This window comes from Gardnerella sp. KA00771, assembly GCF_049244045.1.
Taxonomy (GTDB): domain Bacteria; phylum Actinomycetota; class Actinomycetes; order Actinomycetales; family Bifidobacteriaceae; genus Bifidobacterium; species Bifidobacterium swidsinskii.
In genome coordinates, this window is the sequence record NZ_CP058368.1 from 143,717 (window position 1) to 158,934 (window position 15,218).

General features: G+C 40.9%; 17 protein-coding genes. 7 read left to right on the top strand and 10 right to left on the bottom strand.

The genetic code is table 11. The annotated features are described in order from the left end of the window. Positions 1–34 precede the first annotated feature (34 nt). Together HXT57_RS00645 and HXT57_RS00650 are read left to right on the top strand one after the other, a co-directional pair. The gene (locus HXT57_RS00645) at positions 35–880 is read left to right on the top strand and encodes an ABC transporter ATP-binding protein (RefSeq protein ID WP_103013772.1); all 846 of its coding nucleotides are present in this window, start codon (positions 35–37) and stop codon (positions 878–880) included. Between the two features lie 44 nt (positions 881–924). Continuing rightward, positions 925–1,524 (top strand): FMN-binding protein, encoded by a 600-nt coding sequence (locus HXT57_RS00650; protein ID WP_103013773.1) that lies wholly within the window; start codon positions 925–927, stop codon positions 1,522–1,524. A gap of 12 nt (positions 1,525–1,536) precedes the next feature. Here HXT57_RS00650 and HXT57_RS00655 read toward each other — a convergent pair whose 3' ends face one another. Both HXT57_RS00655 and HXT57_RS00660 read right to left on the bottom strand, forming a co-directional pair. Next, complete coding sequence (locus tag HXT57_RS00655; RefSeq protein WP_004109891.1) at positions 1,537–1,773, bottom strand: hypothetical protein; 237 nt, start codon at positions 1,771–1,773, stop codon at positions 1,537–1,539. A 179-nt stretch (positions 1,774–1,952) separates the two neighbouring features. Then, a complete protein-coding gene (locus tag HXT57_RS00660; protein ID WP_116431960.1) occupies positions 1,953–2,456 on the bottom strand; it encodes a hypothetical protein in 504 nt (167 codons plus the stop codon). A gap of 194 nt (positions 2,457–2,650) precedes the next feature. Between HXT57_RS00660 and HXT57_RS00665 the strand changes: the two genes are divergently transcribed. After that, the gene (locus tag HXT57_RS00665; protein WP_421783583.1) at positions 2,651–3,391 is read left to right on the top strand and encodes a response regulator transcription factor; all 741 of its coding nucleotides are present in this window, start codon (positions 2,651–2,653) and stop codon (positions 3,389–3,391) included. Continuing rightward, positions 3,385–4,602 carry a histidine kinase dimerization/phosphoacceptor domain-containing protein gene (locus tag HXT57_RS00670; RefSeq protein ID WP_248893081.1) on the top strand — a complete coding sequence of 406 codons (1,218 nt, stop codon included), beginning with the start codon at positions 3,385–3,387 and terminating at the stop codon, positions 4,600–4,602. Before HXT57_RS00665 ends, HXT57_RS00670 begins: the two co-directional genes overlap by 7 nt. A gap of 38 nt (positions 4,603–4,640) precedes the next feature. Here the strand turns inward: HXT57_RS00670 and HXT57_RS00675 are convergent, their stop codons facing one another. Together HXT57_RS00675 and HXT57_RS00680 are read right to left on the bottom strand one after the other, a co-directional pair. Further along, entirely contained in the window at positions 4,641–4,901 is a 261-nt protein-coding gene (locus HXT57_RS00675) for a hypothetical protein (protein ID WP_174182684.1), read from the bottom strand. A 189-nt stretch (positions 4,902–5,090) separates the two neighbouring features. Continuing rightward, entirely contained in the window at positions 5,091–5,303 is a 213-nt protein-coding gene (locus HXT57_RS00680; protein ID WP_004105675.1) for a hypothetical protein, read from the bottom strand. Between the two features lie 408 nt (positions 5,304–5,711). Here HXT57_RS00680 and HXT57_RS00685 point away from each other — a divergent pair, with 408 nt between their 5' ends. Both HXT57_RS00685 and HXT57_RS00690 read left to right on the top strand, forming a co-directional pair. Further along, positions 5,712–5,990: a type II toxin-antitoxin system RelE/ParE family toxin gene (locus HXT57_RS00685; RefSeq protein ID WP_004109878.1), complete on the top strand. Its 279-nt coding sequence runs from the start codon at positions 5,712–5,714 to the stop codon at positions 5,988–5,990. Then, positions 5,984–6,271: an addiction module antidote protein gene (locus HXT57_RS00690; protein WP_004109873.1), complete on the top strand. Its 288-nt coding sequence runs from the start codon at positions 5,984–5,986 to the stop codon at positions 6,269–6,271. The genes HXT57_RS00685 and HXT57_RS00690 overlap by 7 nt, the downstream gene beginning before the upstream one ends. Positions 6,272–6,483: 212 nt before the next feature. Here the strand turns inward: HXT57_RS00690 and HXT57_RS00695 are convergent, their stop codons facing one another. From HXT57_RS00695 to nrdH, 5 genes are all read right to left on the bottom strand, one after another. Next, on the bottom strand, positions 6,484–7,077 hold the full coding sequence (locus HXT57_RS00695; protein WP_041160459.1) for a hypothetical protein: 594 nt from the start codon (positions 7,075–7,077) through the stop codon (positions 6,484–6,486). 367 nt (positions 7,078–7,444) lie between these two features. Continuing rightward, positions 7,445–8,524, bottom strand: coding sequence for a class 1b ribonucleoside-diphosphate reductase subunit beta (gene nrdF, locus HXT57_RS00700; protein WP_421783585.1), 1,080 nt, complete (start codon positions 8,522–8,524; stop codon positions 7,445–7,447). An 82-nt stretch (positions 8,525–8,606) separates the two neighbouring features. Then, on the bottom strand, positions 8,607–10,832 hold the full coding sequence (gene nrdE, locus HXT57_RS00705; RefSeq protein ID WP_415697922.1) for a class 1b ribonucleoside-diphosphate reductase subunit alpha: 2,226 nt from the start codon (positions 10,830–10,832) through the stop codon (positions 8,607–8,609). Positions 10,833–10,935: 103 nt separating this feature from the next. Further along, positions 10,936–11,436 carry a class Ib ribonucleoside-diphosphate reductase assembly flavoprotein NrdI gene (nrdI, locus tag HXT57_RS00710; RefSeq protein WP_004109846.1) on the bottom strand — a complete coding sequence of 167 codons (501 nt, stop codon included), beginning with the start codon at positions 11,434–11,436 and terminating at the stop codon, positions 10,936–10,938. A gap of 3 nt (positions 11,437–11,439) precedes the next feature. Further along, positions 11,440–11,700, bottom strand: a complete 261-nt coding sequence (gene nrdH / locus HXT57_RS00715) for a glutaredoxin-like protein NrdH (protein WP_033888558.1) — start codon at positions 11,698–11,700, stop codon at positions 11,440–11,442. 425 nt (positions 11,701–12,125) lie between these two features. On the opposite strand from nrdH, the gene gndA reads away from it, so the two are divergent. Next, complete coding sequence (gene gndA, locus HXT57_RS00720) at positions 12,126–13,580, top strand: NADP-dependent phosphogluconate dehydrogenase (protein ID WP_004109841.1); 1,455 nt, start codon at positions 12,126–12,128, stop codon at positions 13,578–13,580. Positions 13,581–13,669: 89 nt separating this feature from the next. Here the strand turns inward: gndA and HXT57_RS00725 are convergent, their stop codons facing one another. Continuing rightward, positions 13,670–15,007, bottom strand: a complete 1,338-nt coding sequence (locus tag HXT57_RS00725; RefSeq protein WP_004109838.1) for an ATP-binding protein — start codon at positions 15,005–15,007, stop codon at positions 13,670–13,672. Positions 15,008–15,218: the final 211 nt, after the last annotated feature.

Consider the following 15,218-nt stretch of genomic DNA (forward strand, 5'->3'; position numbering starts at 1 on the left):
GAGTGATTTTAGAGTGATTAGTTAAGGATTTAATATGACAGAGAATATAGAAAATAAGTTAGATAGCGCGGAGTCTAAGCCAAAAATGCTGTTGACGTTGGATCATATTTCCAAGATTTACGGATCTCTTCGAGCTGTTGACGATTTGTCGCTCACTGTGCCAGAAGGCGAGTGGCTTTCTATTGTTGGCTCCAGTGGTTCTGGCAAAACAACGTTAATGAACATTATTGGCTGCATGGATTCACCATCTAAAGGTTCCGTGTCTTTGCAAGGTCGCAAACTTGAGGATTTGAATGCCGGTCAACTCGCTGACGTTCGTAAAAACGTAATCGGTTTAGTTTTTCAAAAGTTTTATCTTGTTCCGCATTTAACAGCTGTTGAAAATGTGATGGTTGCGCAATACTATCATTCTGTTGTTGACGAAGCTCAAGCAATGGACGCTTTGGATCGCGTGGGCTTGAAGGATCGCGCTCACCATCTGCCAAGCCAGCTTTCTGGCGGCGAGCAGCAGCGTGTTTGCGTTGCTCGTGCACTTATCAACTGCCCTAAGTTGCTTCTTGCGGATGAGCCGACTGGTAATTTGGATGAAAAAAATGAGCAGATTGTGCTCGACTTGTTTAAGCAGCTGCACAATCAAGGTACGACGATTATTGTTGTAACTCACGATTCTTTGGTTGCTCAATGTGCAGATCGAGAAATTATGCTCAACCACGGTGTGCTTGTTGGTGAGCGTTGGAATAACGAGGATGCTCGCAAAGCGTATGAGGCGATTGGTGGCAAGCCTGCGTTTACGAGTGCTCACCTTGATGAAAGTGTTGTGGAAGCTTTGCAAGACCATGAGCCTACTAAGTCGCCTAAATTAGCGAATTTAGATGATTAGTTGCGTGGGTTTTAAAATATACAAGATTTGAAGGCGATGATTTTATGGTTTCAGATAATATGTTTCACGATGTTTCACGCGACGATTTGAAATCCAAAAAAGTTGCAAAAACTGTTGCTACGCTTGCAATTGTAGCTGCATCGTCTGCTATGTTGTCTGCTTGCGGTGAGCCGAGTGCTGTACCAATGAACGATGAGTTCGCTGGTAATTCTGGTCAAAGCGCGGATGATGGCGGTAATCCTTCTGGAAAGTACGATGCTGGTGCTCAGCAATCTAAATCTTCTGCGCAAAGTGAGGATTCTCAGAACCAGCAGAATCAGCCTAAAACAGACACTGGCAATTACAAAGATGGCGACTATAAAGTCAAAGCTACGTATGGTCCGGTTGCAGAAGACAGTTTCGATGTGCGCTTAAGCGTTGCAAATGGGAATGTTAGCGATGTGCAAATGACGCCTCATCCGTTTACGCCGATTTCAAGAGGCCATATGGATGCATTCTCAAAGGCTATTCCAGGAAAAATCGTTGGAAAGCCGTTGAAAGATTTGCATATTTCAGTTGTTGCTGGAGCAAGTTGGACTAGCGATGCCTTCAACAAAGCACTTGACGTTGCTCGCCAAGAGGCTTCAATCGCATCCGCAAAATAATCTACAACCACCTTAATCTTTGACTTCAAGAATAGTGCCTTCGTCGCGAATCATTGTTGCTGCCATGGCTCCGGTTGCTGCCATAAATGGAATAATAGCATCACTGTATTCGTCCATGAACTGTGCAAAATCATGATTCCAAGAAATAATTGCAACATACAAAAGAAGGAACTCAACTGCTGTAAATAATGCCCACTTAAGAATCCAAATAAGCGTTTTTTTAATAACTTTTATAGAGTCCTTGCTCATGAGTTGCCTTCTTTCCAATTTGCTGTTTTGTTCGTGAGCATTGTAGCTAATTAGCGTACGTTGCTTCTCGTTCGTATGTATTTTATTTCTAGTATAAATGCCGCAAGTCTTCGAGCAATACGATGTACTCAAAAGTTATTACTCATCGTAATGGTAGATTGCCAATAAGTCTTAAATCTTTACAAATCGCTTTCATCAATAGGGTGACCTTGTGGACGCTTTATTACTCGCCACAAAATCACCAATGTTAAGACGCCATTTGCAATTCCGTAGTAATAAATCCAAGGAACGTGAATAAGCCCACAAATAAAGCATGAAATAATATTTGTTAAATTATTTAGATAATTGCTAAGTATTTGCTTATTTTGTGATTCGACTTTTTTGCGTTTTTGCTCAAGAGTTGTTATGTAATCTTTGTTGTTTTCTATATTCTCAACATCACTACTTATGCTGTTAGCGCCTGCGCCGTTAAGATTAGATATATTATTTTCTATATACGCATTTTTTGCTTTAATAACGCTTTTGCGCAAGAAAAAATATGCATAAGAATACAATGCAACAGAAAGAAGTCCTAAAACAAGCCACAAAACGAAAAAGCCAAAGCTACGCATAAAAGCAGCTGTTGAGGCAAGTGCCATCGCAGCTACTTCTGCGGAGTGCAATACTACTAATCGTTTTGTCATATAATCCTGCTGCAATCATTATTGAAACTGCATTTTCAAACGCAACTAAAAGTCACATATTGTTACTTATTATAAGCACATATGATTTACGCGCAGTACTTGTAATCATTTTTTACTACACGATTTGCCCTACTTTGCGCGCGTTTATAAAGTAGAATATAAGAAAAGTAGCGTGTGATTGCAAGAAAGCCATTATGCAAAAAACGTATGCAATAGTAGATAACGACCCGCTAGTTTTAGCGGTTATGCGAAACGTGCTCAGCAAGCTTTTGCCGAGCGAGTACGCGTGCAAATGGTGCGTAAAATCAGGCGTGCAAGCTTTGAAATACTGCCAAGTAGCAAAAACAACTCCAGATTATATTTTGATAGATATGTCAATGAAAGACATGTCTGGAGTAGACGTAATACGCGCAATTCGTGAGCAAAACAACAGTATCATTTTAATTGGCATGACTTCGTACGATTGTAGATCCTACGCTTCGATGGTTGCGCAAGTTGGTGGGCAAGCTATGGTTGCTAAAGACAATTTCAAAGGGTTAGCAGAAGCTTTGCAATATTGCGATAATCAAAACGTGTATGGCTGTCGATGTGTTAAGGATGTTGCTTACGATTTTGCTACTCCGCAAGAATCTTTTATTAGGCTTTCTAAATCAAGGTCGCGTAGCGTTTTGCCGTCTCAAGAACTAAAAATCATGGATCTGCTCTCTAAAGGTTGCACAACAAATCAGGTTGCGGCTCAACTTGGTCTTATGCCAAACACTATTAACACACATATTCATAGGATTTACAAAAAATTGCATGTTTCTAACCGAGTGCAAGCAATATCCGCGTTTGCTGCAATGCAAAATCGTGAGCAAACTAGCAATCTGCAATATTTGAATGATTCGCTGCAGAGTCATCCGAATCCTTCTCAAGAAACGGATAACGCATGTTAATGAAAACATTTTCGCGCGTTATTGAGTTGGTTAAAAGCTGGAAAATTCAGCGAACTTTATTCATAATATTGGCGATTCTTGTAGTGTCAATGGATGTGCAATCGTGCAATACAGCTGGGCTGTGGCATAACCCGCAGCAATCTGCATGTCAATACGTTTGGATGTTTGCAATATTTCTTTTGATTGCTTTTCCGCGTCAAGTATCACTCGTAACTCCGATTTTGTATTGCGTAACGTTAGCAGTACCAGGTGTAAATGCAACGTGCGTGCTTTTTGCGCTGATTGCTAGCATGTTTGTTGCAGGCTTTTATGATTCGTGGAAGTATTTGCTTTGTGCGTACATAGTTTCGCTGAATATTATGTACTTTGCAAAAATGGCGTACATTCCGTTTACTTTTCCTTGTTTTATTCTTATTTCCATGATTTGTGGTTACGTTTTGCGCAAATATTTGAACATGTTGGAAGAAAATAATCGCGCAAAAATGGATATTGTACGGAGTAAGTTCCAGTCTTATATTGCGTCGGTTGCGTTGCAATTGCATGACGATGTGAACAATGAGATTACGGATATTACACTGCTTGCAACGGATGCTTTATATGCTGAGAACAATGAACATACAAAAGAATCGTTAGAGCAGATTATTGAACATTCGCGTAATGCACTTTCCAAAGCGAGACTTGTTATCAGCCTGCTTGAGCAAACTGAACAAAAGTATGATGATTCTTTAGATTCAAATATTGCTAGTACGCAGTTTGTTTATAGTTCTAATAGCAATGATTGCATGAATTTGGCTGATTTCTTATGCAATATTCGTGCGCGTTTACAGGCTGAACGGCAAATTTGTGAGCAGCTTGGGTACTATGGCTCTCTAACAGTGGTTGATAAAAGTTCGGGGAGTGGTGATTTTGCTGCATCTGCAACTGTTAGTACTGAAAAAGCTCAATGTGCTATTCGCATGTGCAGTGAGTTGCTTACTAATATTCGTAAGCATTGCAGTACTAGCGTTGACTTTTCTATGAACGTTACTGTTGATGAGCGAGAATGCAAAATAATGTGTATGAATTCGTTGTCGAATAAGTTTGGTGGAAGACTTGTTTTTGGCAAAGGACTACTATTCCACAAAAAATCCGTGGAACGTTTAGGTGGATCTTTAAACGCGCAAAAAGATGATGATGCATGGTTGGTCAATGTTGTTATTCCGCTAAACTAGTATCAATCAGACTCTCGCTTTATCGTGGTTAATTTACGCTACCTGTCCTCTTCAAGACCAGCAGTGAATTTTTCTGCTAAGATGTGAAAGCCTTCTAAATATTCTCCATAACCATCGGCAATAATCGCATCGTCATGAACTACAAACTTATTATTTTCTAACACTACATACTTGGTAAAGAATTGCTCAAGCTCTGCAGTCAATTTATCAAAATCTTCTTCAGAAAGATTATCGTCATCGTCACTAGTATTTGCTGCAGCAGATGGATTCCAATTTTTTACTCCAAAATTTTGACTCATGACATTCCTTCTTCTTAATGTAATCTATGGATATTGCATATTAGTATCTTAGGCAGCAACCGAAAAGTTACTGATAAATAAAAACAACCAAATAGGATTAAAATCTACCGTAATATAACTGAGAAAATATGAAATAGAAGATTAGCGAAGTGCTGTGTGCATTTCGCTAATCTTCATGAAATAAATTGTTCAATAACGATCATCAGGTATAAAGGCACGTGCAAAAGCAACAATAAGTGTAAAAACAAATGTTTCAATCCACCTATTTGGAGATGAAATGTAAGCAATTGTATTGCCACTAAATATTGCAAAAATTCCAAGCAAGCCAATAAATGTTAACGGCATATAAGTAGCTTCTCGTTTGATAAGTCGCTTAAAATAAGCCAAGATTTGCTTTTTCATAATGATTTACCTACCACTGGTTGCGACACATTGTCACTGTTGTAACTACTGCAGCTACTGTCTTTGCTAAGCACTTCACCGCATAACTCCTTACTTAAAACGCTATTTTGCTGCACAAATAAATTGTGCAATGGCTCTCAGTGTAATAAAAAATACTGTCATGTAATCAGCTGTAACTATTTTTAGTGACACAGTAAAATTGGAAATACTTGTAATTGTTATTTTTGACACAGTAGCAATTTTTATGCTGCAAAATCAACCTAAACACATCAGTTATAATGGCAGAAATTGCAAATCTAGCAAAAACTGCCACGATAACTGATATGATTGTTTACTTATTATTGCAAAACTGTATCCTACAGGATAAAATGCTTTTATGGAGATACTTAAAACAGATGAGTATCGCAATTGGATGAAAAACTTCGCGATACTCAATCTAAAGCTCGAATTAACGCGAGACTGAGATTATGCGAAATTGCAGGTAAGCCAGTAGGTGATTTACATCCAGTTTGCAATGGTATTAGTGAACTGCGTTTCACTTTTGGACCAGGGTATCGTGTGTATTTTGCACAAAAAGGCTTAAAACTAATGCTATTACTTGCTGGTGGAGATAAAAGTAGTCAAAGTAAAGATATTAAGCAAGCGAAGATACTTCTCGCACAATTAATTGAGGAGAAAAAATGGTAAATATAAGTAAATGGGATGCGAGTGAGTATCTTGAGGACGATGATGATGTTATTGCGTATCTCAATGCTGCAGCAGAACTTAACGATCCTCGTTTGTTGCAAGCTGCTATAGGCGATATTGCAAAAGCTCGAGGCATGAAAGAGATTGCTCAAAAAGCTGAGGTTGGAAGGGAAAGCCTTTACAAAAGCCTAAGACGAGATGGCAATCCTAGCTTTCAAACTATTGCGAAAGTTGTTCAAGCGTTAGGTGGACGCATTGCAATAGAACCAGCAAATGCGTGACATACCAAGTTATCGTGGCAGTTTTTGCTAATTTTGCAATTTTTGCCACGATAACTCGTATAGCATAGCGACTGTGCAATTAAAGTTATGCGATACAGTCGCGTAATCAGTTAAAAAATATTGCCTGTTCATCAACGATATTGATGAACAGGCAATATTTTCAAGACAACAAAATTTGGAAACTAATCTAAGTTATATTGCTAAATCGTTTACTATTTTGCTACGTCAAGAACTACTAAACGTTGTCCGCCATAAGTTCTGGCATCGAGACAAGTTTGAATAAAGTAAGCAGATTTAGGGAATTGCTCAACGTACTCTTTGAATACTTTTAGCAACTTATCCGAGCTTCCGCCACCCTCAAAGTCTTTATAATCCGCCACTTTGTAATCTTTGCCGTTTAATTTAACTGGCATGCCTTTTTGGAGTTTCTTTAATAAGATGCCTGAACTGTTCAAACGGTCTACAACCATATAATGGCCAGTGTTAACCTGGAACCAGTCGTCTTGAAGAGTCCAGTGATAGAAAGCATCTTTAACGTAAGCCAACTGATCAGGATAAGCGTCCCAAATAACGCGTTTAGTTTCACCTAGGGCTTCCAAAGTCCCTTCTTGTCCCTTTACAAAAGCTTCGGCGATTTTCTTTTTTGAGGCTTTTTTGATTGGTTTTGAATGTTTTTTGGTAGAATGACGGCTTATTTTTGTTGGTACTGGTTTGTTTGCTTCGGAGTTACCGCAGGCTGCTAGCCCCACTAGCGAGCTGAAGAGCACTACAACACAAAGTAATTTTTTATAAGTCATTTTCCCCATAAATGGATTTCTTTCTTCTTGTAGATGCGTCTAACGGATGTTAGTCATCTTTATAAACTTGAACTCCAACTTTAGTGCCTGCTCAGTTCAGTTCAAAAATCTTGGTTTGAACGTGAGTAGGAAGTGATAATCGCTGCCGATTTTTGCATAAACGAATCAACAAGACCAGTTCCTTTTCACATAGTGTACCATAAAGGCTGAGTGACCTGTGTTGCTTTCTGACTTTTTAGCTTTTTATATAGACTCTATTTAGCTGCAATAATTAACCTAACTAAATTAAAATTGGTTAACTAATTAAATTAATTAGTTAACCAATCAGTTAGTTATTCAGTTATTCAGCAAATCAGTTAGTAAATCAACTATTTGATTAGAAATCCCAATCATCGTCGTCGGTTTCAACTGACTTGCCCATAATGTAGCTGGAACCAGAGCCGGAGAAGAAGTCGTGATTTTCGTCGGCTGCAGGAGAAAGAGCAGCGAGAATTTCTGGGCTTACGTGAGTTTCTTCTTCGCTGTACTTGGCAGGGTAACCAAGATTCATCAAAGCCTTGTTAGCGTTGTAGCGCACGAAGTCAAAAACGTCATCATGGAAGTCAAATCCTTCATAAATCTGACCAGAATACTCAACTTCCAGATCATACAAAGTGTCGAGCAAGTTCATAGTGAACTTTTCAAGATTCTTCTTATCGTTCTCGCTTCTAAGCTCCAAACCGCGCTGGAACTTGTAGCCAGAATAGTAGCCGTGAATCGCTTTATCGCGCAAAATCAAACGAATCATATCTGCAGTGTTCATCATCTTACCGCGAGAAGCAAAATAAAGCGGAAGGTAGAATCCCGCGTAAAGAAGCAACGAAGAAAGCATAGTTGCAGCAATCTTGCGCTTAAGCGGATCTTCGCTCTCATACTCGCAAAGCACTGTGGTAACACGCTGCTGCAAAACGTCGTTGCCAACAGCCCAACGATAAGCTTCGTCAATCTCTTCGCTAGAGCAAAGAGTAGAGAAAATAGAGGAGTAGGAGCGAGCGTGAATCGACTGCATAAAAGCAATATTCGTGTAAATAGCCTGCTCGTGCTCCGTGCGAGCGTGCTCAATTTGGCAAAGCTCGCCAATAGTTGCCTGGCTGGTATCGAGTAAAGTCAAGCCTGTAAAAACGCGAGTAGTGGTCTTGCGCTCAAGATTGGTGAGGGAACGCCAAGAAGGAATATCGTTGCTCAGCGGAACCTTTTCTGGAAGCCAGAAGTTAGCAATAAGGCGATTCCAAACGTCCAAATCCTTGTCGTCAACAATATTATTCCAATTAACTGGGCGTACGCGCGATCCGTGATGGTAGCGGTACTGAGATGGTGTGATAGAAGCTGCCATCATAGCGTCATCTGCGATTACGCGATTTGTGCCGAAAGGCTTATCGAGGCTACTTCTAAGCTCGGTTGGGCTGAGTTCTGTCATTATTACTCCTGATTCTGTGTTTACGTTTTATAAAATTTTTAAGTTTTTGATTTGGCGTGCGAAAAATTCACAGCGTTACGACTTACAGCGTGCAGCTTACGCAACCTTCGATTTCCGTACCTTCCAAAGCCTTCTGGCGAATACGAATGTAGTAAAGAGTCTTAATGCCCTTACGCCATGCGTAAATCTGAGCCTTGTTCAAATCGCGAGTAGTCGTAGTGTCTGGGAAGAACAAAGTAAGCGACAATCCTTGATCCACATGCTGAGTTGCTTCGGCATAAGTGTCAATAATTGCCTTCCAGCCAATCTCATAGGCGTCCTTAAAGTACTGCATATTGTCGTTCGTCATGTATGCAGCAGGGTAGTAGACGCGTCCAACCTTGCCTTCTTTGCGAATCTCAATGCGAGAAGCAATCGGGTGGATTGAACTTGTGGAATGGTTGATGTACGAGATTGAGCCAGTTGGAGGAACAGCTTGCAAATACTCGTTATAAATGCCGTCGCGCAAAATCTCGTCGCGCAACTGCTCCCAATCGCTGACGGTTGGAATCGCAACGTTAAAACGGGCAAACAAATCGCGAACTTTTTGAGTTTTAGGCTCAAGCGAGCGGCTGCCATCTGTGTACTTATCGAAGTAGTTGCCTTTTCCTGCAGGCTTAGCGTAAGCGCTCGTCTTAAAGTTTGCAAAAGCGTGGCCGCGCTCTACAGTCAAAGCGTGAGAAGCCTTATAAGCGTGGTAAGCAACCGTCATAAAGTACATGTCTGTAAAGTCAAGAGCTTCCTCGCTTCCGTACTGCATGTGTTCACGCGCAAGGAAACCGTGCAAATTCATTTGACCCAAGCCAATAGCGTGACCTTCCGCGTTACCGCGACGAATCGAAGGCACAGAATCAATAGAAGTATGCTCCGAAACAGAAGTGAGCGCACGCACAGCCAAATCAACGCTTGTGCCCAAGTCGCCATCCATTGTCTTAGCAATATTAAGAGAGCCAAGATTGCAAGAAATATCGCGACCGACGTGGCTATAAGACAAGTCGGCGTTATAAGTGCTTGCTTCCTGAGTTTGCAAAATCTCTGAGCACAAGTTGCTCATAGTAATGCGACCCTCAATAGGATTCGTGCGATTCACAGTATCCTCAAACAAAATGTAAGGATAGCCAGACTCGAACTGAATTTCTGCAATCGTCATAAAGAATTCGCGAGCGTCGATGTACTTCTTGTGAATGCGAGGATTTGCAACCATCTCATCGTAATGCTCGGTAACAGAAATATCTGCAAAAGGCTTGCCATATTCGCGCTCAACATCGTAAGGACTAAACAAAGCCATCTTTTCCTTACGCTTAGCAAGCTCGAAAGTAATATCTGGAATCACAACACCCAAAGAAAGCGACTTAATGCGAATCTTCTCGTCTGCGTTCTCGCGCTTAGTATCGAGGAAACGCATAATATCTGGGTGATGCGCGCTAATATACACTGCACCTGCACCCTGTCGAGCGCCAAGCTGATTAGCGTAAGAGAATGAATCTTCCAAAAGCTTCATAACAGGCACAACGCCACTCGACTGATTCTCGATTCGCTTAATAGGAGCGCCAAGTTCGCGCAAATTCGTAAGAAGCAGAGCCACGCCGCCGCCACGCTTAGAAAGCTGCAAAGCAGAATTAATTCCGCGCGCAATAGACTCCATGTTATCTTCCAAACGCACGAGGAAGCAGCTCACAGCTTCGCCGCGCTGAGCTTTACCAAGATTCAAGAACGTTGGGGTGGCTGGCTGGAAGCGGCCTGCAAGCATTTCGTCTAAGTAGTTGGTCGCTGCTTTTTCGTCACCATCTGCAAGTTCCAATGCAACAGCAGCTGCGCGCTGAGCGAAGTTTTCCAAATACTGCTTGCCGTCGAAAGTCTTCAAAGCGTAAGAAGTGTAGAACTTAAAAGCACCCAAGAATGTGCCAAAAGTGTGGTGGGCAGCTTCCGCATGCTCGTAGAACTTATCGAGAAACTCGTCGCTGTACTTTCCGAACACATTGCTGTTGTAGTAGTAGTTGTCAACCAAATAGTTCAAGCGCTCGCGAGTTGAAGCAAACTTCATGCTGTGTTCTTGCACGTAACCCGAAACGTAAAGCTTTTCTGCTTCCTGATCTTTATCAAACTGAATGCCTTTTTCTGGGTCAAAAAGACCGAGCATAGCGTTAAGAACGTGGTAGTCGCGACTGTTGCGAATGCGCTCTGCTGTTGTGCTGGCAGTTGTGCTTGCAGAATCAGTGTGATCAAGATTAAGCGAAGTAGATTCGCTCATCGGATCCGTGCTATTCATGGGGTTTGTTCCTTTCTTCATGCGTTATTTTTGCTTTTTTAAACGCTTTTTGTTTTGTTTCTTTTACTTGTTTCGTTTGTTTCGTTTGTTTCGTTTGTTTTGTTTATTTTGTTTCTTCTGTTTCTTTGAGTTGTTTTAAAAATCTCGGTATGCCCTGCGCTACTTTTTCTATATCTTCTGCAGTTCCCGTAAGTTCAAACGAGTACATATTTGGGATTCCGCACTTTCCTGCAATTTGATCACCTGCAGCGCAATATGCTTCTCCAAAATTCGTATTTCCGGAAGAAATTACTCCGCGAATAAACGAACGATTTTCGCGATTATTTAAGAATTTGCGAACTTGCATCGGTATTGCTTTCGCAATATTTCCACCGCCGTAAGTTGGAACAATCAAAACGTACGGTTCGCGCACGTTTAATTCCGGCTCTTTAGGACGAAGCGGTATGCGATATACGTTCACGTTATTGCTTGGAAAATCGCAATTTTGCACAAATCTTAACGTGTTTTCCGAAACTGAGGAAAAGTAGACTACAGCTCCGATTGATTCGCCTTGTGCGCTAGATTCTGGTTCGCTTTGTTGTGTTATATTTTCTTGCTCACACATTTCTTATGCTTCTTTTGCTGTCTCTGCGGAAGTTCCGAGTTTATCCGCAATTTGCGCAATTAAATCTGGACGGTACCCACTCCAGGATGCGTCGGGAGCAATGACTACTGGAGCTTGACGGTATCCTGCATTTTTTAGCTGTTCGAGTGATTCGGGGCTTTTTGACAAGTCTACAGTTTCGAAGTTCACGCCAAGTTTTGTGAACTGTCGCTTAGTTGCATCACACTGTGGGCAATGAGGTTTAGTAAACACTGTGATAGTCATTTCAATCTCCTCTGGTGATGGGGAATTTTACAATTCCGTGTTGTATCGACAAAAGCCAAGTAGTTAGCTTACTCTGAATAAGCACTATTTATAGTGGTGTGTCGACTGTGTAAACACTATATATAGTTATTATTAAAATAGCTAAAAATAGCGTGTTTGTAAGCGTGTCGTGTTTTATGAAGTAAATATGAGCTTAGTTTTAACGATTAAAAATGTAATTTATTTCACAAAATTTATATTTAAAACTACTTAACTTGCATATTGTTAAGCCTTGTGCATATCCGCCTATAAAATTATTAAGTGCGTTTCTTGAAGGGGCGTAACGCAAAATAAAAAATTGTGTATTTTGTAGATAATGCAGATTGCTTGGGTGCGCAAAGCATGCGTGCAAATAACAAAACAAGTACAAGATAAGAGGTGTCATTATGACTCAAGCTCAGGCAAATATTGGTGTTGTTGGTTTGGCTGCCATGGGTTCGAATTTAGCGCGTAATCTTGCGCATCATGGAAATACAGTAGCTGTTTACAATCGTCATTATTCGCGCACTGAAACTTTAATGAATGAGCATGGCAGTGAAGGTGCTTTTGTGCCTTCAAAAACTGTTGAAGAATTTGTGGCTTCTCTAAAGCGTCCGCGCACCGCAATCATTATGGTAAAAGCTGGTGCTCCTACGGATGCTGTTATTGAAGAACTTGCAAATGCTATGGAGCCTGGAGATATTATCGTCGACGGCGGAAACTCTTATTTTGAAGATACGATTCGCAGAGAGCGTGACATTCGCGCGCGTGGTCTTCATTACGTTGGTTGCGGTGTTTCTGGTGGCGAAGAAGGTGCTTTGCGTGGTCCTTCGATGATGCCTGGTGGCACTGAGGAATCTTGGAAGACTCTTGGTCCTATTTTGAAGTCTATTGCTGCTGTTGCTGAAGGTGAGCCTTGCGTAACGCATATTGGTACCGATGGTGCTGGTCATTTTGTGAAGATGGTTCACAATGGCATCGAGTACTCGGATATGCAGCTTATTGCCGAAAGCTACGATTTAATGCTTCGCGGTTTGGGCATGAAGTCCGACGAAATCGCGGATGTGTTTAGCGAGTGGAATAAGGGCGAGCTTGATTCTTATTTGATTGAGATTACTGCGGATGTGCTTCGCCAGAAGGATGCTAAGACTGGTAAGCCTTTGGTTGAGATGATGGTGGATCATGCTGGCATGAAGGGCACTGGTACTTGGACTGTACAATCTGCGCTTTCGCTTGGCATACCAGTTACGGGTATCGCTGAAGCCGTGTTTGCTCGCGGACTTTCCAGTCAGGTTGCTTTGCGAGAAGCTGCCGAAAGTCAAGGTTTGACTGGTCCGGATGTGCATTTTGATTTGAACGATGCTGAGCGTAAGGCGTTTATTGAGGATATTCGCCAAGCTTTGTACGCTTCTAAGATTGTTTCTTATGCTCAGGGCTTCGATGAGATTGCGGCTGCTGCAATTGAGCATGATTGGAAGATTGACCAGGCTGCAGTTGCTCGTATTTGGCGAGGCGGCTGCATTATTCGCGCTCAGTTCTTGAACCGCGTTTCCGAGGCTTTTGAGTCCGGTGAAGCAAGCGTTTCTTTGCTTTTTGCACCGTACTTTAAGGCTGCAATTGAAAAGTCTCAAGCTGCTTGGCGTAGGGTTATTGCGCGTGCGGTGGAGCATGGTGTGCCTGTGCCAGCATTCTCTAGCTTGCTTGCATACTACGATGGTTTGCGTTCTAAGCGTTTGCCGGCTTCGCTTATTCAGGCTCAGCGTGATTTCTTCGGTGCTCATACTTACGGTCGTATTGACGAGCCAGGCGTATTCCACACTTTGTGGGCAGATCCTAATCGCCCAGAAGTAAAGCAAGATTAGTGCATGTAAAAGTGTATATATAAAATTTAAAATGTCAATTATGTAAAAAGCGTCACATGCGTTGTTATTCTGCATGCGACGCTTTCTTTTTACAATACAGAAGCCATGTAGTACGGTAGGTAAAGCAGTTTGCCTTCGCGCTTAATTTCTCCGTGGTGAAGCACGATTCCTTCGCTGCTGGTTTTACTAAAAGCTTCCATAAAGTTTGTAATTGACTTTACATTTTTACTGCTGCCAGATTTTACTTCTATCGGAATAATCTTGTTATTTTTTCTTAAGAGAAAATCTATTTCCATTACTGTCTTTTTGGTATTGGTATTTGTTTTTTTGTAAAAATACGCGTTGTGTCCATTTGCTTTTAGGCACTGTGAGACAATATTTTCTATTATCATTCCTTCATTAATGTGTAATTTGTCTAGCAGAATTGCCTTATAAAGTTCGTTTTCTAGGTAAGGCTTATCTTTGTATGCTAACGAAGTTAAGAGTCCTGTATCCATCATGTAGCATTTGAAAGAAGGATTGATAGTAGATAGATTCAAAGCTACACTCGGATCTTCAACGCTGTTTGCAATGTTTACTATCATCGCTTCTTCAAGCCAGCGTATTGGATCCCTATACTCTTTAATGCGCGCGTTGGAATCTACGTGAGATAGCATGTAACGTTTGTCATGTTTGGAAAGCTCTGCTGGAATTCTATCGAAAAAATTAGTTACGTAACTAGGGTTTTCTTCTTCCTGGTCTTGCATATCTTGCTTATAAAGATTGATTATTTGTTGTTTAGCAAAGTCAACCTTCGCAAAATCTTTTGTATCAACATATGCTTGAACAGCTTGTGGCATTCCTCCAACCAACATGTACTCTCTAAAAGACTTCATTATGCTCTGGTGCATACTGCCCATAGGTTTAAGTGATTCAAAGTGATCTTTAATAGTAGGGAAAATCATGTTGTTATTGTTCGCTAATAAATACTCTTCATAGTCAAGTGGAAGTACTTCTAGCGTGTACTCTTCTGAGGGTATGAGAATATCCTTGCTTTTCTTTGTAATAGAAGCAAGTGAGCCTGTTTCAATGTAATCATAGCGAGCGTCTTCAAGCAGAGTTTTTATTGCTTGCCGAGCTTGCGGAAATAGTTGTATTTCGTCAAGTATTATAAGAGATTCTCGCTTATAAAGTCTGGTATTATAAGCTAACTGTATTGTGTTAAATAGAGTATCTAAATCTCTTAGACTGTTTATAAAAAGTTGCTTAATGTCTTCTTCGGTTTGATCGAAACGAATAAGAATATAAGACTTATACTCTTCTTTGCCAAGTTTTTCAGCTAATGTTGTTTTGCCAACTCGTCTTGCTCCTTTAAGAAAAAGCGCATAATTTGGCGCATATTCATGCTTCCATTTCAGCATTTCTTTGTATATTTTTCTATCAAACATGCGATTTTTGTGCTCTTTCTTTTATTACAAATTTGCGCTTGATTTGTTCAAGTGTTGCCGAGTGCGGTTTTCCTTGTAATTTCAACGGTTTTATAAAGATTTTCCCAAATGCGACATATTTTGTCAAGCAGATTTTCCCAAATGCGCCATGTTTTTAGGGGTCGATTTTCCCAAATGCGCCATGTTTTGAACACGCTATTTTCGCATTTGC